The following is a 26,647-nucleotide window of genomic DNA, read 5'->3' as shown; positions in this document are numbered from 1 at the left end:
GAGCATGTTGCGCTAGGTATATTTGCACGCAAAATTATTCTTGATTTGATTGTTTGGGGGGCGGTGATAGTGATTATCCCTAATCAATAATTGTGGTCGATGGAAGTGGTCAGAGGTCGATAATAATCCTTTTTTACATTTTCTGCTTATGAAATGTTTTCACTGATTATATAAATAAACTACTTCCATTGATATTATTGCAGAAAATGTTTCATTATGGTTAGGAAAACTTAATTTATGCAAGACTTGATCAGCATATTATCATTTTAAATGTTAATGAATACAGTTTAGGATATAAAATTTGTGAAGGCTATGCTGTTACCTGTTGGATCAGTGAAGGAAATATAGCTGAAATGCGAATGATAAGTGATAAAAATTACATTTTTAACCGATATTATAAACAGAATATCAAGGAAATAGCCGATTTTTGTGTATTTTATAGTTAAGCCCATATTATTGATTTTAGCTTTTTATTGTTCAATTGATGTTGATGGTAAAAACGTAGATGTTATCACGAACGAGTGTTGCGATTCGGATTATTATTTTTAGTGAATCAATAGTTTCTTGTGCTATTGCTGATCATTAGCTGAGGAATTGCGATCAAATTGGTTGTATAGGAAGGAAAAGCAATAATGTATAATCAGAAAAAGGTTGTTTCTGCTATTCAGGCTTTTGAACGCGGCGAAATTGTTGTGGTTATGGATGATAATGATCGCGAAAATGAAGGTGATTTAATCGTTGCTGCTGTCCATTGTACAGAAAAAAAAATGGCATTTATTATGCGTTATACATCCGGTATTATTTGTGCTCCTTTGCCGAAGGAGAAAGCGCAACGATTGAATTTAACTCCTATGGTATCAGATAATGATTCAATGCATTGTACCAAGTTTACTGTTACTGTTGATTTTAAATATGGAATAACAACAGGGATTTCAGCACACGATCGTACATTAGCAGTGCGTAATCTTGCTAATCCAAATGCTAGTGCTAATGATTTTGTGCGTCCGGGACATATTTTTCCTTTAATTGCACATGAGGGTGGTGTTTTGATGCGATCAGGACATACTGAGGCTGCGGTTGATTTATGTAAATTAGCTGGTTTGTCACCAGTTGGTGTGATTGGTGAACTAGTCAATGATGATGGCAGTGTTAAACATGGAGATGAGGTTATAAAATTTGCGCAAGATCATCAGTTGCATACAATAACAGTTGCTGATCTTATTGCTTATCGCCAGTGTAAAGAGACGCTAATAAAACATGTCGGAGAAATGCAAATTGAAACATTCGTAGGGCCAGCTGTGGTTCAAAGTTATCAACTGCCTTGGGAGAGAGTTCAACATGTTGCGATTGTTTTTGGTGATATCCGTGATGGTGAGGATATTCCAGTACGTTTGCATCGTGAGAACATTTTGAATGATGTTTTTGGTCAAGCTTCAAATATTGAAGTTATTATGCGTCGTATGGTAGAAAAGGAAAAACGGGGTGTATTTGTTTATCTGCGAGGAGGATTTGTTGGTGTTGATTGTCAATCAGCTATTGATAATCAGGAAATAACAAAAAGAGATTTAGAAAATCATATGCAGGCGATTGAACGTGAAAAAGAGTGGCGCCAAATTGGTTTAGGAGCACAAATTTTGAGACATTTAGGGATTAGTTCTGTTATTGTTTATGCTTCTAAGGAACGTCATTATGTTGGTTTAGAAGGTTTTGGAATTCGCATATCTAGAACAGATATCTTGTGAGGATTATATGAAGCAAGGCACGAAAAAAGAGGATATTGCTACGTTGAGTTTTGAGGAAGCGCTAAAACAGCTTGAAGCGATTGTCGAAAATTTAGAACGTGGAGATGTTCCTTTGGAACAATCGATTGATATTTATGAACGTGGTGAAGCTCTTAAAAATCATTGCGATAAGTTATTAAAAGTAGCTGAAGCTAAAGTTGAAAAAATTCAACTTTCAGATGAGGGAAAACCCGAAGGGGTAGAACCACTAGACCCTGAATGATGTAAGTCATTTTTTATTTTTTGAGTACAAGAAGTACAAAAAGCTTATATGCAATAAACTTGTTAATCTCATTTCTTGACATAAGCGAGTCAAAAGGGCGTATATGAAACATCAAAACATATGGATATAATTGTAATTATATCTACATAATTATCATGCATTGTGTATATCCATATTGTCTTTTATTCTTGATCATAAGTGATTGTTAAAAATATTATTTATGCAGTGTATAAGACTCTTATGATGAGAGCTATCTACACTTCATTGAATATTCGTATACATCATGATATCTACATCATTATTTATGTTTTATATTCTGTTCATACAGGACCATTTTTTATAAAGAACCAGCAATTGAAACATCTGTTAAGGTATGAATTCTAAAAAGATATCGAAGGAACAAGATAGCATAATTGATTGCTCTATACTGATAATATAAGGAGTTCTTTTTGTCTCGCCCATTAACGCCACTGCTTGATCTGATTCATTTACCGCAAGATTTGCGAGCATTGCCGGAGTCTGATTTGCTACAGTTGGCTCATGAATTGCGCACCGAGACAATTGACGCAGTTTCTGTAACAGGCGGTCATCTTGGGGCAGGGCTTGGTGTTGTTGAACTCACTATTGCACTGCATTATGTTTTTAATACCCCTGATGATAGGATTATTTGGGATGTTGGGCATCAAACCTATCCTCATAAAATTTTAACGGGTCGCAGAGATAGAATTCGCACATTACGTCAAGAGGGTGGTCTATCAGGTTTTACAAAGCGTTCGGAAAGTGTGTATGATCCATTTGGTGCTGGCCATTCTTCCACTTCTATTTCGGCAGGTCTTGGTATGGCAATGGTTAGTGCATTGGAAGCTGAAGAAAAACGCAACATTATTTCTGTGATTGGTGATGGCGCTATATCTGCAGGTATGGCTTATGAAGCGATGAATAATGCTGGTGCTTTGGATGCACGTTTGATTGTTATCCTTAATGATAATGATATGTCTATTGCATCTCCTACAGGCGCTATGAGCGCTCATCTTGCACGGTTAGTTTCACGTCCATCTTACCGCAGTTTGCGTGAACGGGTAAGGATTTTAAGCAAAAAGTTACCAAAATTCTTTTCGGAGAAAGCGCGTTATTCAGAAGAATTTGCACGTAGTTTTTTTGCTGGGGGAACCTTGTTTGATGAGCTTGGTTTTTACTATGTTGGGCCTATAGATGGTCATAATTTTGGACATTTGTTACCTGTTTTGAAAAATGTTCGTGAATGCCCTGATGGTCCTGTTTTAGTGCATGTGGTAACGCATAAAGGGAAAGGGTATCCACCCGCAGAGGCATCATCTGATAAATATCACGGTGTTAATCGTTTTGATGTCATTACAGGTAAACAAGTTAAAGCACAAAGTAGCTCTCTTTCTTATACTAAAGTGTTTTCTCAAGCTTTAATAGAGGAGGCTACACATGATAATAAAATTGTTGGCATTACGGCAGCAATGCCAAATGGAACAGGGCTTGACTCTTTTTCTGAAAAATTTCCAAAAAGGATGTTTGATGTCGGTATTGCTGAGCAGCACGCTGTAACTTTTGCTGCAGGGATTGCATGTGAGGGATATAAACCCTTTGTTGCGATTTATTCTACTTTTTTACAGCGTGCTTATGATCAAATTGTTCATGATGTATCACTCCAAAAATTACCGGTGCGTTTTGCTATTGATAGAGCAGGATTTGTTGGAGCAGATGGTGCGACGCATGCGGGGAGTTTTGATATTGTTTTTTTGGCAACTCTTCCTGATTTTGTGGTTATGGCACCTTCTGATGAAGTTGAACTTATGCATATGGTGCGTACAGCGGCAGCTTATGATCAAGGACCTATTTCTTTTCGTTATCCCCGTGGTCAGGGTGTTGGTATGGATTTGCCGCAGAGGGGTGAATTGCTTGAAATTGGAAAAGGGCGTCTTTTGTGTGAAGGAAGTAAAATCGCTCTGGTTTGTTTTGGGACACGGTTGTCTGAAGTATTGGTTGCAGCTGATGAATTAGTGGCAGAAGGATTGTCTACGACTGTTGCAGATGCTAGATTTGCAAAGCCTTTGGATAAGGATTTGATGCGTCGGTTAGCGCGGGAGCACGAAGTCTTAATAACAATTGAAGAAGGAGCAATAGGTGGCTTTGGAGCGCATTTACTACAGTTTTTGGCACAAGAAGGACTCTTAGAGCATGGCTTAAAAGTCCGTACCTTAAAGTTTCCTGATGAATATTTAAATCATGGTTTGCCAGATAAAGTTCTCTCACAGATTGGGCTTGATGCGACAGGTATTATTAATGCCGTTTTTAGTGCTTTAGGGCGTAAACCTCGGCCTATATCGCGAACTCGAGTGTAAATATGGCAGTCACAAAAAGACTGGATGTTCTCTTAGTTGAAATTTTTTTTTGTAACGCGTTCACGGGCACGTGATGCAGTGGCACGAAAAACAGTTAAAGTGAATGGAGAAATTGTTTTTAAAGCTGGAAAAATGATTCCTGATGACGCGACGATTACGGTTTCTGATCCTGCGCAAAGTTATGTATCTCGTGCAGCATTGAAACTTCTTTATGCACTTGATGTGTTTCCTGTGATGACAAATAAAATTACTGCAATTGATGTTGGTGCATCGACGGGTGGTTTTACACAAGTTCTTTTAGAACGAGGCGCTTCTCATGTCATTGCTCTTGATGTTGGTCACAATCAATTTGATGTTCGTTTATCTGGTAACGATGCGATAACTTTACTAGAGGGTCTGAATGTTAGAGATTTGAAACAGGAACATTTAAATGGTCATGAGATTGATCTTATTGTATCAGATGTCAGTTTTATTTCTCTTAAACTTGCATTACCATCGGTTTTATCTTTAACAAAAAAGAGTGCTCAAGCAGTTTTATTGGTAAAACCTCAATTTGAAGTTGGTCGAGCGGGTATTGGTAAAGGAGGAATATTAAAAGATCCGTTAGTAGCCAAAAGAGTTGCTGAAGAACTTTTTGATTGGCTGAATACTCAAATAGGATGGACAGCAAAAGGTTTACTTCCTTCACCTATTACAGGTGTTGATGGTAATTTAGAATATTTGTTATTCGGAGAAAAAAGTGAGCAGTGATGTTGTAATTGATCATGTTGGCGTGAATGGTCATGGTATTGCCAAAACAGCATATGGTTCAATTTCTGTACCTTTTACTCTGCCTGGAGAGGTTGTTAATGTTGCCCTTCATGGAAAATACGGTACACCTATTACTCTAAAAGAGAAATCGCTAGAGCGTGTTGATGCTGTTTGTCAACATTTTGAGGTATGTGGAGGATGTATGCTTCAGCATTGGCATTTTGATGCTTATCGCTCTTGGAAGCGGCAATTGGTTGTTGATGCATTTAAAAGATATAGTCTTGATGCTGTTATTTCTCCATTAATTGAATGTGGAAATTATACTCGTCGACAAGTTACTTTAACAGCATCTGTGATTCAAAAAAACCATATTGTTGGTTTTAATCGTTATCGATCTCATGACATTATAGCTATTAAAGAATGTCCAGTTACTCGTTCAGAGATTTTGTCTAAATTGGATGATATTAGGGCTATATGCGCTCTTTTAAGAAATAACGCCAAACGGTTTCATGTAACAGTAACAGCTGTCGAAAACGGTTTTGATGTTGCTTTAAGTAATTGTGTTGTCCAAAATGAGTTTACTCGTCAAAAAATGATATGTGTAGCTCTTTCATGTGGAATTACACGTTTATCCATTGAAGGTGAGGTCTTAGTTGAACAAGAAAAACCGGTGATCTACTTTGGAGATGTTTGTGTTGAGTTTCCTATTGGTGGTTTTCTTCAAGCAACTTTTGAAGCGGAAACTGTTATGGGTGAGATTATTTTAGCTCATTTAAAAAAAGCAAAAAATGCTGCTGATTTATTTGCAGGAGTAGGGACTTTTACTTTACGCATGGCGAAAAAGATGAATGTTCATGCAATAGAAAACAATGGAGAAGCTCTAGCTAACCTTGATCAGGCAGCACGTATTGCTACTGGTTTAAAGACAGTGGTTTGTGAAAAACGTGACTTATTTCGTCGTCCACTTTCTGCAAAGGAGCTTGAATGCTTTGATAGTGTTGTTTTTGATCCACCACGGTCTGGAGCAGAGGAGCAGGTAAATGAGTTGGACAAGACAACGGTAGCACGTGTGGTAGCTGTTTCGTGCAATCCTATTACATTGGCTCGTGATTTATCACTTCTTGTTGCTGGTGGTTATATAATTGAAAAAGTTGTACCAATTGATCAATTTTTATGGTCACCTCATATTGAAATTGTTGCAACTTTAAGAAAACAAAAAACGAAGAAAAGTTGGAAGCTTTAGCTGAACAATAAAAAGGCTTTTTTAAATAAAATTGGGAAATTTCCAGATTAATTATATTCAATTCATTCTATGAAACTGCTGTTCCACCAATTGTCATATTATTAATTCGCAAATGAGGTTGTCCCACACCAACAGGAACGCTCTGTCCTGCTTTGCCGCACATTCCTATGCCATTATCAAGTTTGCTATCATTACCAATCATTGTAATGCGTTTCATAGCATCTGGTCCATTACCAATAAGGGTTGCACCTCTGATTGGAGCTATGATTTTCCCATTTTCTACTCGATAAGCTTCGGTACATTCAAATACAAATTTTCCAGATGTAATATCGACTTGTCCGCCACCAAAAGAAACAGCATAGATACCGTTTTTTAATGAGGATAAAATTTCTTCAGGTGTCTTATCTCCACTCAACATTATTGTATTGGTCATTCGCGGTATTGGTGCATGTGCATAGGATGCACGGCGTCCATTTCCAGTTGGTTTCATTCCCATCAGTCGAGCATTTAGTCTATCTTGCATATAATTAACGAGTTTTCCATCTTCAATCAAAACATTATGATTTGATGGCGTTCCTTCATCATCAACTGTGAGTGAACCACGGCATCCAGGGATTGTACCATCATCAACAATGGTAACACCTTGCGCAGCAACCTGTTGGCCTAAAAGTCCAGAAAAAGCAGATGTTTTTTTACGATTGAAGTCTCCTTCCAGACCATGTCCAACAGCTTCATGAAGCATAACACCAGGCCATCCATTGGCTAATACAACATCAAATGTTCCAGCTGGTGCTTCTTCTGCTTCTAGGTTGATTAAGGCTATTCGTAAAGCTTCATCAGCAGCTTTTTTCCAGTTCTCTTCACAAATGAATTGGTCAAACATTTGTCGTCCACCACAGCCATAGGAACCATTTTCGCGTCGATTACTATCGGCAGCAACTACGGATATAGAGAGCCGTACGAGAGGACGAATGTCACGAACAAGATGTCCATCAGCTCGTAAAATTTCAATATGCTGTAATGAACCAGAAAGAGCAACAGTTACTTGATGCAATTTATCATTTTTTTCACGTAAATATGCATCAATTTTTTGCAAAAGTGCACTTTTTTCTTCAAATGATGGAGAAACAAGAGGACTTTGGGATTGATAAAGACTTTTGCTTGTCGGTTTAGGAGCTGCACTATAAGGTCCCGCATGATTATTATAGGTTGCAGTTTTAGCTGTTTCACTCGCACGTTTAAGTGCAGCTGCTGATAGTTCATCAGAGTGAGCATATCCAGTGGTTTCTCCGGCAACCACGCGTAAACCAAATCCTATATCTTGGTGAAATGAACCATTTTTAAGTTGTCCATTATCAAATAGAAGAACTTCACTTTCTGTATATTCAAGATAAAGTTCACCATCATCAGCCTTATGAAGCGCTTCTTGTACAAGTGATTGTACTTTTTGTGAAGAAATATCAAAATGGTCAATCAGCGATTTCATAGTGATTATCCTATTTTGTTGGTACTCAAAATTTGTCCATTTTGTTTTATTTGTGGAGCTAAAAGCAAAAACTATTTTATTTATAGGGGGAGTATTTATGATGACAAAGTCGCATAGGCTTCTTTAAGACCATTAAGATCAATTAGAGCTCCGATTCCTTGTTCAGGAGTTGTAAAGATAATATAGGTTGCTACTTTACCTTCTAAAAAGTGTTGTATTGCATTTTCTTTAAGAAGCGCTTCAGCAACACAATTATTACCTAAACAACGACGATATTCCATTCTTCCTATATTTTCATTATCAATTTTAATTCTAATTCCAGACTGCAATTCAACTCGGATCGGAACAAAAACACGCATCAAAACCCCTTGGTTTTGAGGCAATTTTTGAAATGCTACACGAAAGGTAATATCGCGACGCTCTTGTGTACGAACCTCTTGGACAATTTCACATTGTACGTTAGGCGTGCCTGGTGGCAAAGAGCAAATTTTTGTCCATGCACCATAAGTTTGTGGAGCAGGAACACTTTGCGTATTGGGTGTTTGTGCAATAACGTGATTGGCGAAGACATTGCAAAATGCGTAAATAAGAATGCTAAAAAAGTTTTTTTTGAGAAATTGATAAAATGTCATAAAAAGCCCTACCCGAATCGCTATCATATTATTGTGTATAGCTTTTCATGAAAAGTAAAATTTTGATTTTTTTGATAAAATAATTATAAAGTCAGGTTTTTTCGAAGATATGAGTTCGTAAGATATACAACAAAAATGGAAATTTAAAATGGTTAGTATTTGATGAAAACATAGTCTTTTAGTGTTTGATATATGATATTTGGTAGAGTGTTTTGTGGTACATTTCTTGAATACAATTAAAAAGTATGCTCTTATTACAGTTATTTCTAATCTACATTAGGTATGTGTCAAATTAAGAGTATTGTACATTCTTTAAAAAACTGTAACACTAATTGGTTCTTCCTATATTTTAGACAATGTTTGTTTGTGGGTAATATAGATGAAAAAGGTTCTTTGACGGAATGTCTGTTTCAAGAGAATTATTGGTTAAAAATGGTAAATTAAGCTCGATAGTAGCTAAGATTTATAATTATATTACATTGATGAAGCCGCGAGTTATGTCGCTTGTTATATTTACAGCTCTGGTTGGGTTAATATTATCACCTGGTGCTATGAGTCCGCTGCATGCTTTTTTAGCTATTTTGTGTATAGCTTTAGGTGGTGGTGGTGCGGGAGCGCTTAATATGTGGTATGAATCTGATATTGATGCGATGATGAAACGTACCCAAAAGCGTCCTATTCCGACTGGTAAAATCAGCCGTAGGCAAGCATTTATTTTTGGTTTAGCTCTTTCTATATTCTCAGTTTTGATTATGGGAATTTTCATTAATTGGTTTACGGCGTTTTTTCTTACTTTTACAATTTTCTTCTATGTTGTTATTTACACAATTTGGTTAAAGCCTATAACATCTCAAAATATTGTGATTGGTGGTGCAGCTGGAGCTTTTCCGCCAATGATTGGGTGGGCAGCTGCAACAGGTACAGTAAGTTTTGAGAGTTTCCTCTTATTTTTAATCATTTTTATGTGGACTCCGCCACATTTTTGGTCTCTTTCTCTCTTCTCATCTTTTGATTATGATGTAGCGGGTATTCCTATGATGCCTAATATGCGAGGAGAGCAATCGACGAAAAACCAGATTTTGATTTATACGATTATTATGGCAATATGCGCTATTGGACCTTATATTATAGGTTTTTCAGGTATTATCTATGGTATTTTTTCAACAATTTTAAGCACTATTTTTATCTATCTTTCTTATCGTTTATGGAAAGCTAAAGGATATGATGAAACAGTTGTTATGGCAAAAAAAGTATTTTTCTTTTCGCTATTTTATTTATCTGCTATATTTGGGACCCTTTTAGTTGAATCCTTTCTTAAGCAATTTATCATTTTTTAGTGTTTTTTAATTTATCAAAAAGTTATACATTAATATAATAATTATATATCGTAGGTGCAGCATTTCTTTTGAGAGATCTAAAGTTATCTGAAGATAAGAGATCTTATTAATAGGTAGATATTTAGTTTACATCCTCTGAAAAGTTCAGAAATATTAATAACTCTTATCCTTGATGATCTGCAGAAAAAGTGCGTTTTAAAATCAGTATTAATGGAACTCAGATAATACTTTTAGATTGTTATCTGTTTAGCTATGAACAATGTTTTCCTACTGTTGAAAAGGCCCAAAATACCAAAATCAAAGTTGTAAGATCACATGATAACTCGTTCTTTGTATATAAAGCTTAAAAATTATAGACAGTTAAATGAGCAAAGCAATATTATACTTTAAAAATAGATGTATCTTATGAGCCGTTCATCTTTTTTAATTTCCAATTTTTTTAAAAAATATCAGCGATTTTCATTGTTTGCATTTATGAAATATTTTTTACAATCTTTTTTATAAAGTGCAATGTTTGTGATTTAGGATACATTAAATCATATTATAAATTTGCTATTTAGTTCCAAATTTTTTAGTGAATATTCTTTTACAGTACAGTATTTTGCGGCATAGCTTCAACACCTAATACCTCTGGAATAAAATGCCGTAAAAGATTTTCAATACCATGTTTAAGGGTTGCTGTTGAAGAAGGGCATCCAGCACAAGCACCTCTCATGTTGAGGTAAACAATCCCGTTTTCAAAGCCGCAGAAGGTGATATCACCCCCATCATTGGCTACAGCTGGACGTACACGCGTTTCAAGCAATTCTTTGATGACAACAACAATATCAGTATCTTTTTCATCAAAAAATTCTTTATTAGGCAGATTGGCTTCTGTAGTGATAACAGGATCATTGGAGAGAAAATGTTCCATAATTGTACCTAAAATCGCTGGTTTAAGATGTTGCCACTCTCCATCATTTTTAGTTATAGTAATAAAATCATATCCCAGAAAAACGCTTTTTATATTTGGAATATTGAATAATTTTGCCGCAAGAGGAGAATTTTTAGCAGCTTCTTCGCGATTGTGAAACTCCAGGGTTCCTTGAGGAAGGACAATACGACCTGGTAAAAATTTAAGTGTCGTAGGGTTCGGTGTGCTTTCAGTTTGAATAAACATATATTACTCTTTCATTACTTACAGTTGCAAAAGAGAATTCATATAGAAGTATTGTTTCTAGGCAACAACTTTAATTTCTTCCTCAGGGAGATCACTTGGAATAATAGTAACGGGGACAGGAAAAGTACTTCCCCGATAAGCAATGGATTGGATAAGCGGTCCTGGTCGTTCTGTATGACAACTTGCAGCTAAAACAATGAGGGCGATATCCTGATCTTCATTAATTAGTTTAAAAATTTCATTAATTTTTTCTCCTTCACGCATAATTGTTTCTGCTTCAAGAGCTTGAGTAGTGCGCACATCATCAGCTATTTTTTCTAGGATTACACAGGCGTGTGCTGCTGATTCCATCCGCATAACTTTGTCGACACCCAGGAAAGGCTGAAATCTTGAGTTGTCAATAATAGAGAGCAAAATTAAGGTACCGTTCGTGTTTTTAGCATGTTGTGCAGCAAAAATCACAGCACGCCGACATTCAGGTGTTTCATCAATGATCACCAAAATTTTTCGTTTATGATTTATTTCTTGACTTTTTCGCTTAGAGAGCATGTCATTTTATTTCTAATTTTAAAGGTTAAAGTTTAGCTATTTTCTTTTATATATTGTGTACAAAACCGACAATTTCACGAACTTTTTTCATATTTTTTTCTGCTAAAAGACTTGCACGTTGTGCACCATCAAACAGGACAGAATTAATATAGGTTTTTTCTTGATATAGACGGCGCAATTCTTGTGTTATTGGTGCTAGCTTATGGACGATGAGGTCAGCTAAAGCTGATTTAAAAAGTGAAAATTGTTTTCCTGAAAACTCTAATAGTGCTTTTTCTTTGCTGATTTCAGCAAAAGAAGCATAGATGCCCAATAAATTATTAACTTCTGGACGTTCTTGTAAATCATTTAGCGTATCAGGAAGAGAAGTGGAGTCGGTTTTTGCTTTGCGTATTTTTTGTACGATAAGATCAGTATCATCGATCAAATTAATTCGTGAAAAGTCGGAAGGATCTGATTTTGACATTTTTTTTGTGCCGTCACGTAAAGACATAATACGCATGGCTGTTTTGTTAATAATAGCCTCTGGCATTGGAAAAAAATTTTGTTCATTTTTTTCACCATTTGGCATAGAAATACCAAAATTTAAATTTGCAATACGATCAGCATAAATACTGTTGAATTTTTGTGCAATATCGCGTGTTAATTCAATATGTTGTGTTTGATCCTCTCCCACTGGCACATGTGTTGCGTGGTAGATTAAAATATCAGCAGCCATTAAACTTGGATAGGCAAAAAGTCCAAGGGATGTTTGTTCACGGTTTTTTCCTGCTTTATCTTTGAACTGTGTCATGCGTTGGAGCCAGCCGATACGTGCAATACAATTAAAGATCCACGCCAATTCCGCATGTTGAAAAACACGTGATTGGTTGAAAATAATTTGTTTTTGAGGATCTATGCCGGCAGCTAAAAAGGCCGCTGTCATCATATAAGTAGACTCTGCCAAACTAAGTGGATCTGGATTAATGGTCAGGGCATGCATATCGACAATACAATAGAGACACTTATAGGATGTTTGCAGATCTACCCACTGTTTGATGGCTCCAAGATAATTGCCAAGATGCAGATGACCACTCGGTTGTACACCAGAAAAAACAAGAGGTGTAAAGGTATCCATAGAAAAGGCCTTTCTCTTTCTTATGATATTATATTATATGCTAAATATATTGTGATAAAATATATTTCTGAAAATAATAGAAATATTAGAGGTGCTGTTTCACATTTTTACGTAAGAATGACAAATAATTTGTTCCAAATAAAAGACAAATAATAAAATAAACTGATGTTGCGATAATAAGTAATCCTGCTAAGGAGCTTGCACGCAAGAAAAATGATGCTTGTGGTGATAAAGGCGCGGAAAAGAAGCTGATGGAGTAATACAAAGTGAGAGCCATGAAGAAAGAGGCGATTATGAGAGATGCTATTCGCTTTATTAGTTGTGCATCGTATTTCCAATAGCCTCGTTTAAGGAGAGTGCCACACAGCAATAAGATGTTAACCCAGCCGGCAGTAATTTCAGCAATGACAATACCTCGTGCTGACAAACATGAGAATAATGTTAAGGCTAGGCTGATATTGATAAAAACACAAATGCCTGCAAAAATCATGGGTGTTTTTGTATCTTCGCGAGCAAAAAAATTAGGAATAAAAACTTTTATGAGTACAAAAGCTGGAAGACCAATTCCATAAAGCTGAACCAATTGAGCAACATTATTTGTTGAGGCACTGGTAAATTGACCTCGTTCAAAGAGAAGGCTGATAATGGGATTAGAGATAAGCAGAAAAGCAACCGATGCAGGGAAAGTTAAAAATAAAGAGAACTCAATTGCGCGATTTTGTAATTCATCAGAATCTGTGTGTTTTTTGTTGCGTAGCGCTTTTGTTAATTCGGGGAGAAGAACCGTAGCAATAGCGATACCGACTACTCCAAGGGGCAATTGATAGAGACGATCAGCATAAACAAGAGAAGAAACCGCACCTGATTGGCTAGAAGCGATATTAGTATTGATCAATAGATTAATTTGTGTAATTCCTCCTGTGATAGCAGCAGGGAAGGCTAAAATTAACAGTTGACGGACATTGGGGCTAAAATGAGGTAGGCGGAGGGAAAGCTTCATTCCGCTTTTCCGTAAGGCTATTGTTATAAGAGCTAATTGGACGAGACCTGATACTGTTACCCCCCAGGACAGATTTAATCCAATATGCCAAGTATCAAGTTGATAGATCCAAGCATAGGTGAGTACGCATATCAAGATAATATTTAGAAAAACAGGGGCAATAGCTGCAACAAAATAATGTTGGAGTGCATTCAACATTCCTCCCATCATCGCTGCTAAAGACATACATGCTAAATAGGGGAACATGATAGCAGTAAAACGGATTGTAGCGTTAAATTTTGTAGCATCTTCTGCAAAGCCTGGTGCAATCAGTGTGCGAACCAAAAAAGGCATACTCAATTCCATAACAATAGTGAGAAGTAAGAGTAATGAAAATAAAACACCAAACACTTCTTCTGCGAATTTGCATGCGTTTTCTGATCCATTTTCTGTGATTTTTTTAGAAAAAAGAGGAACAAACGCTGTTTGAAAGGCTCCTTCAGCAAAAAAACGACGGAAGGTATTAGGAAAGCGAAAGGCAGCGTTAAACGCATCAGATACAGGACCTGTTCCAAGAGCTGCTGCCATGAGCATTTCACGGACAAAGCCAAAACAACGGCTTGTGAGAGTTCCAGAAGCTACTGTTATAAATTTTTTAATCAGGTTCATGAGGATATATCGGGTTTGTAATAAGGGAGAATATAATAGTTATTCTCAATAATAAAATATGGTAAATATATTATAGAGTATTTTATGATGATATTTGTTTTTCTGTCAATAAGAGCATATCTGCATCATTGATGACATTTCTATGGCTTTTTTCTCATGGATAGAAAGCAACTAACTATTTTTTATAGAGAGAATTGTATAATTTTATAAAAGGAATTTTATTTATTTGTTAATTTAGTACTTTTTTATGAAGAAATTACCTCTTATAAGCTCTTCATTTAAAAGAGATGAAAGAATAGAGGAAGTAAAATTCTATATAAAATCATACCATTTTACATTTTATTCTATAAAACATATTATAAAAATTTTTATAATATTTTAAATAAAAATATTTCTTATTATAAGATAAATTTATCTTATATAAATGACTTATTTTACTATATTAGGGAGTTAACTTGTTCTTTGATTTTTTTAATATTCAAAACAATTTCTGGTCGTCTTGCACAAAGGACATAGAAGAATTCCAAAAATGAATAGAAATCTTTTCAAGAAAAAGGAACATTGTATAGAGTTTTATAAGAGAGAGTTTGAAAATCCTCTTCTTTAGGCTTATGATACTGTTTGTAATTTTTAAAATATAGAGAGATCAATATATTTAAAATAAAAGAATTGGCATATTGATATACAAACATAAGAGATAGCCTAAAAAAATCGAACACATCAACAGGTGTATTTATGAAAGAACTCACACATATCGATCCTCTCATAAGGCAATATGATGCTGTTTTTTGTGACGTTTGGGGTGTTGTACACGATGGTGTGCAGGTTTTTGAATCGGCAGTGCAAGCATTGAAAAAAATTCGACAAATGGGGAAAAGTGTCGTTTTATTGACAAATTCTCCTCGACCAAAAGAAGATGTGGTGGTCCAATTACAGATGATGCAAGTGGATACAGAGTGTTATGATGAAATCGTTACTTCAGGTGATGTAACACGTGATCTTATTTGCTCTGTGCCACGTAAAGTTTTTTTCATTGGTCCACAACGTGATTTGGTTTTATTAGAAGGATTATCTTGCGAATTGGTTGAAGAAGGAGAAGCTTCTGCAATTATTTGTAGTGGTTTTCTTGAAGATTTAGAGGCGATACCAGAAGCTTATGAAGGGATGTTTCGTCGTTTGCGAGAAAGGAATTTACCTTTTATTTGTGCGAATCCTGATATTATTGTTCATTGTGGAGATCAAGAAATTTGGTGCGCTGGTGCTTTAGCGCGTTTGTACCAACAATTAGGAGGTGAAGTGCGTATTGCTGGAAAGCCTCATGCTCCAATTTATGAGTGTGCTTTTAAAAAATTACAGAAAATTCGTGGAATAGTGGATAAAAACCGAGTTTTGGCTATTGGTGATGGGCTTTTAACCGATGTTAAAGGAGCGATTCGTTTTGGTCTTGATTCCCTTTATATTATGGGGGGCATTCATCATCATGATTATAGTCACAATGGTATTGTGAATAAAGAAGCTTTGCATGCCTTTTTCGATCGTTATGGTTACCAGCCACACGCAATGATGTGGATGCTTCAGTAATGTTTGATTTTTTGCGTCTACAGGAATGTAATCTTCTTCCTTTAGCATGGCGTGGTGCGGTGCTCGCGATTGGTAATTTTGATGGTGTTCATCTTGGTCATCAAGTAGTTTTACAAAAAGCTCTTGATTTATCACGTGAAAAAAAGAGACCGGCCCTTGTTTTAACATTTGAACCGCATCCAAAAAGTTTTTTTCAAGGTTCAACTTCTGTTGATCGTTTAACGCAAGCTGCTGAAAAAGCTGAAATTTTTAAAATTCTTGGTTTTCATGGAGTAATAGAGCAACCTTTTGATGCACAATTTTCTGCTCTTTCATCCGATGAATTCATCACTGTAATTTTAAAAAAAACTTTTGATGTTTCTGCTGTAGTAACAGGAGAAAATTTTCGTTTTGGTTGTCAAAAGAGTGGAAATATTCGTTTTCTTTGTCAAAGAGGTGAAGAATATGGTTTTGAAGTGGTGCAAATTCCTTGTTTATGTACTGCAGAACAACAAACGATTTCTTCAAGTTTTATTAGGAAGCTCTTATTAAAAGGACAAGTATCACAAGCAGCTCATTTGCTAGGTTATCACTATCGGGTGCGCTCAAATGTTATACAAGGTGAAAAACTTGGGCGGCGATTAGGGTTTCCTACAGCCAATCAGCTTTTGCTTCCTCAGACGGGTTTAGCACACGGTGTTTATGCGGTCAGATTCCGTCGTGCTAATGGTACTTTATATGATGGTATTGCAAGTTTTGGATGTCGGCCAACTGTTGTTAGTAATGGAGTACCAGTACTAGAAACTTATTTATTTGATTTTGATGGTGATCTTTATGGTGAAAATTGTACGGTTTCTTTTTTGCAGTTTTTACGAAGACAAGAAAAATTTTATGGGTTGGAAGCTTTGGTGGCACAAATGCAACACGATGAAAAAGAAGCACAAGCAGTTTTGAGGACAAAACAACCACTTTCATTGTTAGATGAAGCATTAACTTTCAAAAATATACCTTAAAAATGATTTAAAAAGGAAAAGAAAGCAGAAAAAACAGCGCTTAAACTCACTATGAGCACAAGGCTATATTCCAAAATATCATGGACAATATGGAGTTTCCGTTTATAGGTGGGTGAAACAAATATTTTAAGATCTGAGTTAATCATTGTGTGTTTCTTCCCTATTTGTATAAGATATATTGTACAATGTTTAGAGCTTCTTTCTTTTTAGTTAATAAAAAAGTTAAAATATGTTTAATAATCACAATACATCATATGCATTCTTATTCTTGTGGTAATTTGTTTAAGGAAGAAAAAACATAATTTTCAAAATAACTGCTTGCCTTAATGTTTCTTTGTTCTGTGTTATAGAGTGATAGGAGTATAATGATCTTTACTTTGGGGTTATGAGTTGCTGATTAAAAAACAGAATGAAGTAAAAAAACTTTTTATATAGACTTAATTGCAAACTATGCTTTAAGAAATTACTTTCATTTATGCCTGAATATTTTCAACTCCAATCTATACATTGATACAAAATAATTTCCAATTTGCTATCAGCTTTTTCAGTACACTAGATACTTATCTTGTTATTAAAGCTCTTTAAAAATGGAGTATAAAAACAAGGAAAATATCAAAAGAGTCTATAGCTATTTATTATGCTCCCATAATTAAGGCAATTACAATAGCAATGTTAATACCAACAATTAGCGTTGAATAGAGCATAGTAGTCTTAATAATATCAATCACTAAATTCTCCTTTTCGACTTGTATTATTCATGATTCACATAATGTTACATGATGTAATATATGTTGATATGACCTGCTCAGCAAGCTTAAAATAATCCTTTATTTATTATGGTTTGATATATTTTATATTTATGCATTTGTTTTGATACAGAGAGATTGCATGGTACAGCACAATTTTCACGCAAGCTTTATTATTTATTTTATACAATGAGATAATGGATTAGAGAGCAAAGGTAACTCAAAGGAAAATGAACTGGATATGCTTTGAAAATAAGCTAAAGAAAGCTTTTTATAAAAGGTACTCAGTTGTGATTATATAAGGAGAAAAGCGTGCAGCAGCATAGTTCAACGGTCAATATCATTCCCCAGGATAAGTTTTCTGGTCGAGATATTGCGTTTGCGGCAGGAATTATTATTATTCTTATGGTTCTCTTTTTACCAGTTCCTGCTTTTGTTTTGGATTTAGGGCTTTCTTTTTCTATTGCATTTTCTGTTTTGATTTTGATGGTTTCATTATGGATCCAAAGGCCCCTTGATTTTTCAGCCTTTCCAACAGTTTTGTTGATTGCAACTTTATTGCGTTTATCGCTTAATATTGCAACCACCCGTGTAATTTTAACCCATGGTGATGAAGGCTATAAAGCTGCAGGGTATGTGATTCAAGGTTTTTCACAATTTGTTATGGGTGGGGATTTTGTTATTGGTCTTGTTGTTTTTGCTATTTTAATTATCGTCAATTTTTTGGTGATAACTAAAGGTGCGACGCGTATTGCTGAAGTGGGAGCACGTTTTACACTGGATGCTATTCCAGGAAAGCAAATGGCTATTGATGCTGATCTTTCATCGGGTCTTATTGATGAAAAAGAGGCACAGCATCGTCGTCAAGAGCTTGAGGAAGAAAGTTCATTTTTCGGGGCAATGGATGGTGCGTCAAAGTTTGTGCGTGGTGATGCTATTGCTGGTCTTATTATTACGGCTGTTAATATTTTTGGTGGTATTGTTATTGGCGTAACGCGGCATGGAATGTCATTGTCTGGTGCAGCGGATGTTTTTACTAAGCTTTCTGTAGGAGATGGTCTTGTTACGCAGATACCTGCATTGATTGTTTCTTTGGCAGCCGGTCTTTTGGTTTCAAAAGGGGGAACACGCGGTTCTGCTGAAAAAGCTGTTTTGGGGCAGCTTGGAGGATATCCTAAAGCTCTTTTTGTATCCTCACTACTGTTATTAATGTTGGGGTTGATGCCGGGTTTACCCTTTTTTCCTTTTTTCCTTTTTTCTGTTCTGATGGCTTCGATTGGTTATTCTATTCCACGTCGTTTAAAAAGAGAAGCGCTTGCACAAGAAGCTTTGCGTAAACAAGAAAATCAGATAGCTCGCCAGGAAGAGAGCCAATCAGTAAAAGCATCTCTTGAAATAGTACAAATTGAAATTGCTATGGGTAAGCAATTATCTCAACGTTTATTGCCGCAAAAAGTTGAATTAGCTAATCGTGTCGCAAAAATGCGCCGTAAGTTTGCACAGGAGTATGGTTTTGTTATTCCTGAAATTCAAATATCCGATGATTATACAGTTCCCGGAAAAAGCTATTGGATCAAATTATACGGTACGGTTATTGCTTCTTATGAAATGCGTATTGGTGATGTTCTTATTATGCCAGGCAATAAGCCTATTCCCAATATTCCAGGTGAATATGTATCTGAGCCAGCTTTTGGGATGCGTGCTTTTTCGACTTCAGAGACATTTCGTTCTGAATTAATTCGTGAAGGCTATATGGCAGTTGATAATCTTTCCGTATTATTAACGCACTTGAGTGAGGTTTTGCGCAATAACTTAGCACAATTATTTTCTTATAAAGATATGCGCATTCTTCTTGAGCGTTTGGGTAGCGAATATCGTAAATTATTGGAAGAGATTTGTCCTACACATCTTTCCTATTCGGGCTTACAATCGATTTTAAAACTTTTATTATCAGAACGTGTTTCTATCCGTAATCTTAATCTTATTCTCGAAGCAGTGGCTGAAATAGCACCTCATGTGCGGCGTTGTGAACTGATTGCTGAGCATGTACGGTTGCGTATGTCACAACAAATTTGTGGTGATTTATCTGAAAATGGCATTTTGAATGTTTTGCGGATGGGAAGCCATTGGGATCTCGTTTTTCATAAGGCGTTAAAGCGTGATGCGAAGGGTGATATTATTGAATTTGATATTAATCCAGTTGAACTTGAAAAGTTTGGGACAGATGCGACGGCACTTATTCGACAACATATGGAAAAAGCAACGCGTTTTGCACTTATTACATCTCCTGAAGCGCGGCCTTATGTCCGCATGATTATCGAACGTCTTTTTCCAACTTTGCCTGTACTTTCCCATGCAGAAATTGCTCGTGGAATTGAAGTTAAAACATTGGGAACCATCTCTTAAAAGGTAAGGGGTTTATGTCATTAACATCTGTTCTTCCCCTAACATCTTTTTCAATTGAGCAATTGGTAACCATTGCTTTGTTAATTTTTGCACGGGTTGGGGCTTGTTTAATGTTAATGCCAGGAATGTCTAGTGTACGCATTCCTATGAGTTTGCGTTTATTTATTGGCATTTCTTTTTCACTTGCTATTCTTCCTTTGGTTACAGAATCCTTTAAGGTTCTCGGTGATAAACCCAATCTTGCACTGCTTGTTCGTGCTTTGTTTGCTGAGATGTTAATTGGGAGTACTTTTGGGGTAATTGCTCACGCTTATTTATGGGCTTTGCAATTTATGGCCTCAATTATTGGGATGTCGATAGGATTTTCTGGCCAACCTGGTCATAGTATCATTGAGTCAACGCCAGAATCACATGTTGCGAATATCTTAGTTTTTGCAGCTGTCATACTCTTTTTTGCAAGCGATTTGCATATTATCACTATTCAGGGCCTTCTAACATCTTATGATATTGTGCCTCTAGCTTTTATTCCAAATCCAGAAGCTGCTTTGACAGACTATCATGAAGCTTTATCGCGTGCGTTTTTAACTACATTGTCGATAGCAGCGCCTTTTATTATTTATGCAATTTTGATTAATATTACGATAGGATTGCTCAATAAATTAACGCCTACCATTCCGGTTTATTTTATTTCATTACCTTTTGTTATGTGTGGAGGCTTATTTTTACTTTATATTTTAATGCCAGAACTTTTACACTTGTTTAATTCTGAATTGCGTGATTGGCTTAAGAAAGGATCTTAATGGCGCAGAAAAGTAAACGTTATGGAAGACTTTTAAAAGTGCAAAGTCTTGTTGAAGCACATCATAAAGCTGAATTGGAATATATGAAGGGTCAACTTTTTTCTTGTCAGGAAGAGACGCGTGAACTCTTCTCATTGATGGAAAAAGATTCGGCTTTCAATTTTTGGAATGCTTCTTTTTTAGCAAAACGTTTGCATCATAATGCTAAGTTTGAAAAGAACCTTCAAGGAAAAATTGCACAACAAAAGCAAGTTGTGTGTGAAGCTTCTAGTCGTTCGAAAAGATTAGAAGACAAGTATAAAGAAATTCAATCAATAGAAAAACAGAAACAATTTAGTAATATGCTAGAGGAGTATATTATAAATAAAATCGGTAAGACATCAGCTTGACATAAGTTTGGATGTTTATATCTATTACTATAGTTATAAATTATGAAGATTTTTCTTTTTATAAAGAGCTATTAAAAGGAAGAAAAAGTTTTATAAGATAGAAATTTAATTGCAAAGAAAAGCGAGAGTTAGGTAAAAAGGGGAAATCTATGGCTATTCAGCCTCCTTCTGATATTGTGCTTGATGTTGCCCGTGCGGCAGATCCGCTTGAATATCGTGCTTCTGTCGAAAGATTGTATTCTTTACAAAAATTTGCTCGCGTACAGACGACTGAACGAGAGGAGAGTAGTTTTGCAGATTTGGCACAGACTACTTCGGCTTCAGAAGTACGAGATAATTTAGTTTCTGATGGGCTTATTCAACAGGTTCATATCAGGCCGCAATCTGTACAAAGTAAAGAAGCTGCAGTTTTTAGAAATTTTGAAGCTTTTGTGTTGCAAACTTTTGTTGAGAGTATGTTTGCAACCGATATACAATCGATTTTTGGAAAAGGACAAGCAGGACAAATTTGGAAATCAATGATGGCTGAACAATTGGCTAAAGAATTTGCAGTATCTGGTGGAATTGGCATTGCACAGATGTTAGTTTTTGATCACATGAGAAAAGAAACGGGCACATCATTATCTACGTTAAAAACAGATCAAGAATTAGGTGCTAAAGATCATCGTATATTAGCAGATGAAGTTACTTACAAAAATGAACTAGATTTGGTGAGTGAGGATCAAATAAAAACGAAATGAACATCTTGTTAAGATGAGAATTAATAAACATTTTAGAGGGGAATGGAAATGTCTGTAGTACAATATGATGATGAAAATGTTGCGTTAAAAACAAAAATTCTTAATAATAATCTCATTGGCCGTGATTGGGCGATGACTAAATTTAATGCTGCCATTAAAGGGTTAGCAGAAGTTGTTGATTATGAAAGCAATATGCTGGAAAATCACGGTGCTCCAGATTATGAAGAAATTAATTTGCGTAAAACGCGTGGTTTGCGTGATCTTAATAAATCAATGAATGATGTAAAACGTTATATGGATCAGGATATTGAAATTGAGATACAGAGTTTGTTAACGGATTTACAAGAAAAATTAAACCGTAATAGTGAACTTCTTCGTATTCATTTGGAAGCAGTGAGAGATTTATCTCAAATTATGCAGGTTGCTGTTCGTGCTGAAGAAACAGATGGAACTTATGATCCAGTTTTGGTTAATGCTGGGCGTTCTAGATGATTAGAATGATTGCAATGGGTTTGTGGGTTTGTTTGGTGGCTTTGGGCGCTTTAGTCTTTAGCCTTAGGGTCAATGCGGTTGATCCTAACACGTCAGAAAAGTCCGCTCCTGTTGCTGTAGAGATTGGTTCTAATAATACGGAAGTCATGAGTGTTCCGATTTTGGTTGATGGTGATGTACAGGGGTATATCATTGCGCAGTTTGCTTATGTAGTAGATAAAACAGCTGAAAAAGAGATATCTATTCCTGTAGGGGTTTTGATTAATGATACTATTTTTCAATATTTTTGGGGGAGTTATTCTGATGTGCGTGCAATTGAAAAAGTAAAATTTGAGATGATCAAAGAACGGATTATTGATGATGTCAATAAACGCTTTTCAAAAGCTGTCCTGAAAGATTTGCTTGTCAAACAGTTTAACTATCTTTCAGTTGATCAAATACGTGGAATGAAAAATAAACGATAAGGGTGTTTATCAGCTTTTAAAAGGCAATAAAGTATAAAAACAAATTCTAAATTTGTTAATTAGTTTTATTAGTTTGTGTATCATTCTTAATGCTTCACCTAAGCTTAAAATTTGATATCTCTAAACTAAAAATTGATAAGATTCATAAAAAAGGTTTACTCTCATTGGAGAGCTTATAATAAAACCAGCACTTATAACAAGTATATTTGGCATTCTTGTTTCCATTATGTTTATGAATATTTATTTCTAAATCTTATAATAAATACCATAAAAATTAGCCGTTACTATCTAATGTAGTGATATAATACATTGTAAATAAAGTTTATATCTATAAAAGATTGACCACATACCTATTGTCGAAGGAATTTAAGAATTCTTCGATTTTTTGTTCTTATTGCATTCTTTTACATTAATTTGATTTGAAAGAAAAATAACAATTGATAAAAGTGTTATGTGAAGATTTCTTTTCTAAAGACATATGAGATTAGATCATAAAAAGCAGAGAGAATCAAAAGCGCTTCAACTTACCTTATTAGTTTACATACAGGTTTATTTCTAAAGTGCTGAGTATTTTAAGCTTCTACTTATTTGCGAAGAAAAGAACATTTTTTATGCATAATTTTTTCACTTTATGAGTCAATATTTTTAGATCAATATAGCTTTATCTTAATGCTTAAGTGGTTTTTGTATTCGTGCATTATTAAGCGCATTCATGAAAGTGCTGGTATTGGTTTCTTCATCAGAAGGATTATCAAAAATACAATTATCCAGCTCAACTCCAAATTCTTTAGCAGACATAAAGATACGGAAAAAAGCATTGACCCCTTCATTAGAAAACTCCATGTGAAGTGATATATTGGGTGTGGTATTCCAATCCAGTTCATAACTGGCATTTCCGGCAAAGCGCATTGTATGAGGATAAAAACGCAATTCTGTTGCACTCTCAATGAGATCAGAAAGATAATTAAAGCGTCCAGTATGGATGTATGCAATAAAATCACCTACGTCAATTAATCGTAGTTCTGGAATAAATTGCGCAACCTGTTTCGCCAGGACCATTTCACGAATTTCAGTTATATAATCTTTTTTCATTTTATGACTTTATATCATTATTTAAGCATTATTGTTTTAGTGATTTTTTTGATTGTTGATAAAACGAATTAAGGCAGCAACACTTTCATATAATTCTGTTGGAATTGTTTGGTCGATTTCAACCTGTTTGTACAACGTTCGTGCTAAAGTGACATTTTCAAAAATGGGGATCTCATGTTCGATGGCAATTTCACGAATATGTAGTGCTAGGATATCTAGTCCTTTTGCAATTACAACTGGTGCATAATCAAGCGGTGGTTTATAGCGTAAAGCAACAGAGAAGTGAGTAGGGTTTGTTACAATAAGAGTTGCTGTAGGGACATTTGCGATCATTCGGCGGCGGATACGGTCTCGTGATAAAGAACGCATTCGTGCTTTAACCATAGGGTTTCCTTCAAGGTTTTTATGTTCTTCTTTAATTTCTTGTTTCGTCATGCGTAATTGTTGACGCCAGTGAAAACGGGACCATGCGATGTCTAAACCTACAAGAGCAATAACTGTTGTAATAAAAGAGAGGGACAGGTTAATCAATTCTTTATGAATATATTTTGGTAAAGCTGATGCATCTGTTAAAAGCGCATTAATGAAAATTGTGTTGCTTTTGAAAAATATTATATAAATAATTAAACTAACAGCGATAAGCTTGGTGAGTGATTTTAAAAATTCAACTAATCCTGCTTTACTATAGATTCGCTTAAATCCATTGGCAGGAGAGATACGCGACCATTGTGGACGAATACGCTCTATGACAAATCTTGGTACATTCTGTACTGCTGATGCGGTAATGCTAAGCAAAGGGATAAGAATTAAGATAGGAGCTAAGGCTAAGCCTACACTTCCACCTACTAAATAAATCAAGTGTTTGACATCTTCTGCAGTATTAATACGCCAGGATTCTGGACGTTCAAGCCATTGGATCAAAAAATAGGTAAGTTTTGAAATAGCTGGAAAGGAGATAAAAACGCAAATAAGACTAAAGCTTACAAGTGAAGCAAAGACAGGCAATTCACGAGAAAAAGGAAGATTTCCTTTTTCCTCTTCTTTACGAATTTTATATTCGGTTGGTTCTTCTGTTTGACTTTCTTTATCTGGTTTTTCATCTGACATATTGGTTCAGTGCGCCCTTTAGGACGTTCCTTCTTCTCCTAAAAGATTGATTGTTCCTTGTTCTGATAGTTTAATAGCTGTTTGAGCAATGCTACGGCGTGCATTGATAATCGCTTCTTGTTGAATAGTGTCATTCTCTGTAGCAAGCTCTGTTTCTACCATGCGGCGTGTCCGTTGTGAAAGAGAATTAAGAATAAGTTCTTTCATAAGATCTTCCGCATTACGCAAAGCTGTAATTATAGTATCAGCTGCAATTCCATCAAAAAGAAGCAATCGTGCTCTTTCTGTCAAACGTGGAATATCTTCAAAAACAAAAAGTTTTGCTTTGATTTTTTCTACATCTTCTGGATTTAGATTGTCGAGATTTGCCAACATTTCATCAATGTCTGTTTTATCAAGCTCATTTAAAATTACAGCTACTTGACTGTGATGTGCTTTGTCTCCTTCATCATTGTTCTTTAGAAGCGCAGGTCGTAGGGCTTGATCGAGAAGCGTTTCCATTTCTGGCGAAACTGTTCGTAGGTGTAATCTTCTGCGTGTAAGATCACTTCGTGTAGACATTGTTTGCGCCATAAAGATTTTTGCTGCTATTTCAGAAGGAAGACGAGAAATGATATAACTGACCACTTGCGGATGTTCTTGTGCAAGATGTTTTTGTAAAGTATCAACGTTTAATTTTTTAATGATATCCCAAATACTTTCTTGAGGTAGTGTTGGTGCTTTTGAAGGATCAAAAATTAACGCAGCTTCGTCTTCTGGCAATGTTTCTTGTATTAAATTATCGAATTTTGCACCGGCTTCTGAAAATGAAACGCCTTCTGCAAAAGCATCTTCGAATTGACGAACCAAAATTTCAAAATCAGCAAGAGAAATATTGGGTAAAGTATGTGCATGCCCACTAAGATGGCGTAAATCATCTGGTGTAAAGTGTTTTAAAAGACGTGCAGCAGCAGGTTTCCCTAAAGCAACAAGCAGAGCTGCAACCTTTTGTTGTCCAGAAAGCGTATCAATAATTGTAGAAGAGCTCTCTTTATCAGAGGGTATATTCTCTGATATAGTATGAAGTTCTTCCGTAGTTTTTGTTTCCTTTGCCTGCGTCATATTTATCTTTCATAAGATTTGAAATCAGTTATTTATCAATAATTTCGGTAAGACTAACCCCAAAACGAGAAGGATCATCCTCTAGAACAATGACTTCGCCGCGGGCGATAATACGGCCATTGACCACGATATCAATAGGATCTCCAATTTGTTTGTCAAGTGTAATAACTGCACCTCTTCCTAAATCCATTAAGGTTGCGACTGGCATAGTTGTTGAACCAAGTACGACTTGAACTTCAACAGGAATACTCATAATGAGTTCTGTATTACTGGATGTATCACCTGGGCTTTTGGGCGCATTTGAAGCACCTGTACCTCCAATAGTTGTTTTTCCTGCTGCTTCACCTCCAAAAGAAGGAGTGCCTGGATTTGTTCTAAGGTTAGGTGTTGCTGTTCCTGGTCGTGGTGCTCCAGCACCAAAACCTCCTGGCATTCCGGGT

At 35.7% G+C, this 26,647-nt stretch carries 23 protein-coding genes and 1 pseudogene; 14 read left to right on the top strand and 10 right to left on the bottom strand.

Annotated elements, in window-relative coordinates:
* Nucleotides 1-629 precede the first annotated feature (629 nt).
* From ribB to BA1379B_RS04075, 5 genes and pseudogenes are all read left to right on the top strand, one after another.
* Nucleotides 630-1,742, top strand: a complete 1,113-nt coding sequence (ribB, locus tag BA1379B_RS04095; protein WP_035007080.1) for a 3,4-dihydroxy-2-butanone-4-phosphate synthase — start codon at nucleotides 630-632, stop codon at nucleotides 1,740-1,742.
* Nucleotides 1,743-1,749: 7 nt separating this feature from the next.
* Entirely contained in the window at nucleotides 1,750-2,004 is a 255-nt protein-coding gene (locus BA1379B_RS04090; RefSeq protein WP_035007081.1) for an exodeoxyribonuclease VII small subunit, read from the top strand.
* A 449-nt stretch (nucleotides 2,005-2,453) separates the two neighbouring features.
* Complete coding sequence (dxs, locus tag BA1379B_RS04085) at nucleotides 2,454-4,376, top strand: 1-deoxy-D-xylulose-5-phosphate synthase (RefSeq protein ID WP_078673884.1); 1,923 nt, start codon at nucleotides 2,454-2,456, stop codon at nucleotides 4,374-4,376.
* A gap of 2 nt (nucleotides 4,377-4,378) precedes the next feature.
* Nucleotides 4,379-5,126 (top strand): annotated as a pseudogene (locus BA1379B_RS04080) (TlyA family RNA methyltransferase).
* Nucleotides 5,116-6,369, top strand: a complete 1,254-nt coding sequence (locus BA1379B_RS04075) for a class I SAM-dependent RNA methyltransferase (protein ID WP_078692408.1) — start codon at nucleotides 5,116-5,118, stop codon at nucleotides 6,367-6,369. The pseudogene BA1379B_RS04080 and the gene BA1379B_RS04075 overlap by 11 nt, the downstream one beginning before the upstream one ends.
* A 67-nt stretch (nucleotides 6,370-6,436) precedes the next feature.
* Here the strand turns inward: BA1379B_RS04075 and tldD are convergent, their stop codons facing one another.
* Both tldD and BA1379B_RS04065 read right to left on the bottom strand, forming a co-directional pair.
* A complete protein-coding gene (gene tldD / locus BA1379B_RS04070; protein ID WP_078692407.1) occupies nucleotides 6,437-7,855 on the bottom strand; it encodes a metalloprotease TldD in 1,419 nt (472 codons plus the stop codon).
* 95 nt (nucleotides 7,856-7,950) lie between these two features.
* Complete coding sequence (locus BA1379B_RS04065; protein ID WP_078674108.1) at nucleotides 7,951-8,487, bottom strand: invasion associated locus B family protein; 537 nt, start codon at nucleotides 8,485-8,487, stop codon at nucleotides 7,951-7,953.
* A 401-nt stretch (nucleotides 8,488-8,888) separates the two neighbouring features.
* On the opposite strand from BA1379B_RS04065, the gene cyoE reads away from it, so the two are divergent.
* Entirely contained in the window at nucleotides 8,889-9,824 is a 936-nt protein-coding gene (cyoE, locus tag BA1379B_RS04060) for a heme o synthase (protein WP_078673882.1), read from the top strand.
* A gap of 586 nt (nucleotides 9,825-10,410) precedes the next feature.
* On the opposite strand, the gene BA1379B_RS04055 is transcribed toward cyoE, so the two are convergent.
* The 4 genes from BA1379B_RS04055 to murJ all read right to left on the bottom strand — a co-directional run bounded on the left by BA1379B_RS04055 (nucleotide 10,411) and on the right by murJ (nucleotide 14,297).
* The gene (locus tag BA1379B_RS04055; protein WP_078673881.1) at nucleotides 10,411-10,983 is read right to left on the bottom strand and encodes a NifU family protein; all 573 of its coding nucleotides are present in this window, start codon (nucleotides 10,981-10,983) and stop codon (nucleotides 10,411-10,413) included.
* Between the two features lie 57 nt (nucleotides 10,984-11,040).
* Nucleotides 11,041-11,532: a universal stress protein gene (locus BA1379B_RS04050; protein WP_035007098.1), complete on the bottom strand. Its 492-nt coding sequence runs from the start codon at nucleotides 11,530-11,532 to the stop codon at nucleotides 11,041-11,043.
* Between the two features lie 46 nt (nucleotides 11,533-11,578).
* On the bottom strand, nucleotides 11,579-12,649 hold the full coding sequence (trpS, locus tag BA1379B_RS04045; RefSeq protein WP_035007101.1) for a tryptophan--tRNA ligase: 1,071 nt from the start codon (nucleotides 12,647-12,649) through the stop codon (nucleotides 11,579-11,581).
* Between the two features lie 85 nt (nucleotides 12,650-12,734).
* Nucleotides 12,735-14,297 carry a murein biosynthesis integral membrane protein MurJ gene (gene murJ, locus BA1379B_RS04040; protein ID WP_035007102.1) on the bottom strand — a complete coding sequence of 521 codons (1,563 nt, stop codon included), beginning with the start codon at nucleotides 14,295-14,297 and terminating at the stop codon, nucleotides 12,735-12,737.
* A 735-nt stretch (nucleotides 14,298-15,032) separates the two neighbouring features.
* On the opposite strand from murJ, the gene BA1379B_RS04035 reads away from it, so the two are divergent.
* From BA1379B_RS04035 to BA1379B_RS04000, 8 genes are all read left to right on the top strand, one after another.
* The gene (locus BA1379B_RS04035) at nucleotides 15,033-15,878 is read left to right on the top strand and encodes a TIGR01459 family HAD-type hydrolase (RefSeq protein WP_078674158.1); all 846 of its coding nucleotides are present in this window, start codon (nucleotides 15,033-15,035) and stop codon (nucleotides 15,876-15,878) included.
* Nucleotides 15,878-16,870, top strand: coding sequence for a bifunctional riboflavin kinase/FAD synthetase (locus tag BA1379B_RS04030; protein WP_035007106.1), 993 nt, complete (start codon nucleotides 15,878-15,880; stop codon nucleotides 16,868-16,870). The genes BA1379B_RS04035 and BA1379B_RS04030 overlap by 1 nt, the downstream gene beginning before the upstream one ends.
* 1,058 nt (nucleotides 16,871-17,928) lie before the next feature.
* A complete protein-coding gene (gene flhA / locus BA1379B_RS04025; RefSeq protein ID WP_051668872.1) occupies nucleotides 17,929-20,022 on the top strand; it encodes a flagellar biosynthesis protein FlhA in 2,094 nt (697 codons plus the stop codon).
* Between the two features lie 14 nt (nucleotides 20,023-20,036).
* Complete coding sequence (locus tag BA1379B_RS04020; protein WP_035007109.1) at nucleotides 20,037-20,822, top strand: flagellar biosynthetic protein FliR; 786 nt, start codon at nucleotides 20,037-20,039, stop codon at nucleotides 20,820-20,822.
* Entirely contained in the window at nucleotides 20,822-21,211 is a 390-nt protein-coding gene (locus BA1379B_RS04015) for a hypothetical protein (RefSeq protein ID WP_035007112.1), read from the top strand. The genes BA1379B_RS04020 and BA1379B_RS04015 overlap by 1 nt, the downstream gene beginning before the upstream one ends.
* 149 nt (nucleotides 21,212-21,360) lie before the next feature.
* Complete coding sequence (locus tag BA1379B_RS04010; protein WP_078692406.1) at nucleotides 21,361-21,951, top strand: rod-binding protein; 591 nt, start codon at nucleotides 21,361-21,363, stop codon at nucleotides 21,949-21,951.
* 48 nt (nucleotides 21,952-21,999) lie between these two features.
* Entirely contained in the window at nucleotides 22,000-22,443 is a 444-nt protein-coding gene (locus tag BA1379B_RS04005; protein WP_035007117.1) for a flagellar protein FlgN, read from the top strand.
* Entirely contained in the window at nucleotides 22,440-22,907 is a 468-nt protein-coding gene (locus tag BA1379B_RS04000) for a hypothetical protein (protein WP_078673878.1), read from the top strand. The genes BA1379B_RS04005 and BA1379B_RS04000 overlap by 4 nt, the downstream gene beginning before the upstream one ends.
* Nucleotides 22,908-23,573: 666 nt before the next feature.
* On the opposite strand, the gene BA1379B_RS03995 is transcribed toward BA1379B_RS04000, so the two are convergent.
* Genes BA1379B_RS03995 through fliN form a run of 4 tightly spaced genes read right to left on the bottom strand, consistent with a single transcriptional unit; the run spans nucleotide 23,574 to nucleotide 26,640 of the window.
* Complete coding sequence (locus BA1379B_RS03995) at nucleotides 23,574-23,999, bottom strand: hypothetical protein (RefSeq protein WP_078692405.1); 426 nt, start codon at nucleotides 23,997-23,999, stop codon at nucleotides 23,574-23,576.
* 36 nt (nucleotides 24,000-24,035) lie between these two features.
* Nucleotides 24,036-25,106 (bottom strand): flagellar biosynthesis protein FlhB, encoded by a 1,071-nt coding sequence (flhB, locus tag BA1379B_RS03990; protein WP_078673877.1) that lies wholly within the window; start codon nucleotides 25,104-25,106, stop codon nucleotides 24,036-24,038.
* 18 nt (nucleotides 25,107-25,124) lie between these two features.
* Nucleotides 25,125-26,207: a flagellar motor switch protein FliG gene (locus tag BA1379B_RS03985; protein ID WP_078688721.1), complete on the bottom strand. Its 1,083-nt coding sequence runs from the start codon at nucleotides 26,205-26,207 to the stop codon at nucleotides 25,125-25,127.
* 28 nt (nucleotides 26,208-26,235) lie between these two features.
* The gene (gene fliN / locus BA1379B_RS06735) at nucleotides 26,236-26,640 is read right to left on the bottom strand and encodes a flagellar motor switch protein FliN (protein ID WP_078674107.1); all 405 of its coding nucleotides are present in this window, start codon (nucleotides 26,638-26,640) and stop codon (nucleotides 26,236-26,238) included.
* Nucleotides 26,641-26,647: the final 7 nt, after the last annotated feature.

The organism is Bartonella sp. A1379B (assembly GCF_002022485.1).
Lineage (GTDB): Bacteria > Pseudomonadota > Alphaproteobacteria > Rhizobiales > Rhizobiaceae > Bartonella > Bartonella rochalimae.
The sequence above is the reverse complement of the archived record's forward strand: the minus strand, read 5'-3'. Positions and strand labels throughout refer to the sequence as shown.

Excerpts from the sequence above, each read along its gene's own strand:
- tldD (WP_078692407.1), bottom strand. The coding sequence starts at position 7,855 with ATGAAATCGCTGATTGACCATTTTGATATTTCTTCACAAAAAGTACAA.
- BA1379B_RS04055 (WP_078673881.1), bottom strand. The coding sequence starts at position 10,983 with ATGTTTATTCAAACTGAAAGCACACCGAACCCTACGACACTTAAATTT.
- BA1379B_RS03995 (WP_078692405.1), bottom strand. The coding sequence starts at position 23,999 with ATGAAAAAAGATTATATAACTGAAATTCGTGAAATGGTCCTGGCGAAA.
- BA1379B_RS03985 (WP_078688721.1), bottom strand. The coding sequence starts at position 26,207 with ATGACGCAGGCAAAGGAAACAAAAACTACGGAAGAACTTCATACTATA.
- BA1379B_RS04000 (WP_078673878.1), top strand. The coding sequence starts at position 22,440 with ATGATTAGAATGATTGCAATGGGTTTGTGGGTTTGTTTGGTGGCTTTG.
- BA1379B_RS04065 (WP_078674108.1), bottom strand. The coding sequence starts at position 8,487 with ATGACATTTTATCAATTTCTCAAAAAAAACTTTTTTAGCATTCTTATT.
- fliN (WP_078674107.1), bottom strand. The coding sequence starts at position 26,640 with ATGCCAGGAGGTTTTGGTGCTGGAGCACCACGACCAGGAACAGCAACA.
- BA1379B_RS04010 (WP_078692406.1), top strand. The coding sequence starts at position 21,361 with ATGGCTATTCAGCCTCCTTCTGATATTGTGCTTGATGTTGCCCGTGCG.
- BA1379B_RS04020 (WP_035007109.1), top strand. The coding sequence starts at position 20,037 with ATGTCATTAACATCTGTTCTTCCCCTAACATCTTTTTCAATTGAGCAA.
- BA1379B_RS04030 (WP_035007106.1), top strand. The coding sequence starts at position 15,878 with ATGTTTGATTTTTTGCGTCTACAGGAATGTAATCTTCTTCCTTTAGCA.
- cyoE (WP_078673882.1), top strand. The coding sequence starts at position 8,889 with ATGTCTGTTTCAAGAGAATTATTGGTTAAAAATGGTAAATTAAGCTCG.
- BA1379B_RS04015 (WP_035007112.1), top strand. The coding sequence starts at position 20,822 with ATGGCGCAGAAAAGTAAACGTTATGGAAGACTTTTAAAAGTGCAAAGT.
- BA1379B_RS04050 (WP_035007098.1), bottom strand. The coding sequence starts at position 11,532 with ATGCTCTCTAAGCGAAAAAGTCAAGAAATAAATCATAAACGAAAAATT.
- flhB (WP_078673877.1), bottom strand. The coding sequence starts at position 25,106 with ATGTCAGATGAAAAACCAGATAAAGAAAGTCAAACAGAAGAACCAACC.
- BA1379B_RS04035 (WP_078674158.1), top strand. The coding sequence starts at position 15,033 with ATGAAAGAACTCACACATATCGATCCTCTCATAAGGCAATATGATGCT.
- murJ (WP_035007102.1), bottom strand. The coding sequence starts at position 14,297 with ATGAACCTGATTAAAAAATTTATAACAGTAGCTTCTGGAACTCTCACA.
- BA1379B_RS04005 (WP_035007117.1), top strand. The coding sequence starts at position 22,000 with ATGTCTGTAGTACAATATGATGATGAAAATGTTGCGTTAAAAACAAAA.
- trpS (WP_035007101.1), bottom strand. The coding sequence starts at position 12,649 with ATGGATACCTTTACACCTCTTGTTTTTTCTGGTGTACAACCGAGTGGT.
- BA1379B_RS04090 (WP_035007081.1), top strand. The coding sequence starts at position 1,750 with ATGAAGCAAGGCACGAAAAAAGAGGATATTGCTACGTTGAGTTTTGAG.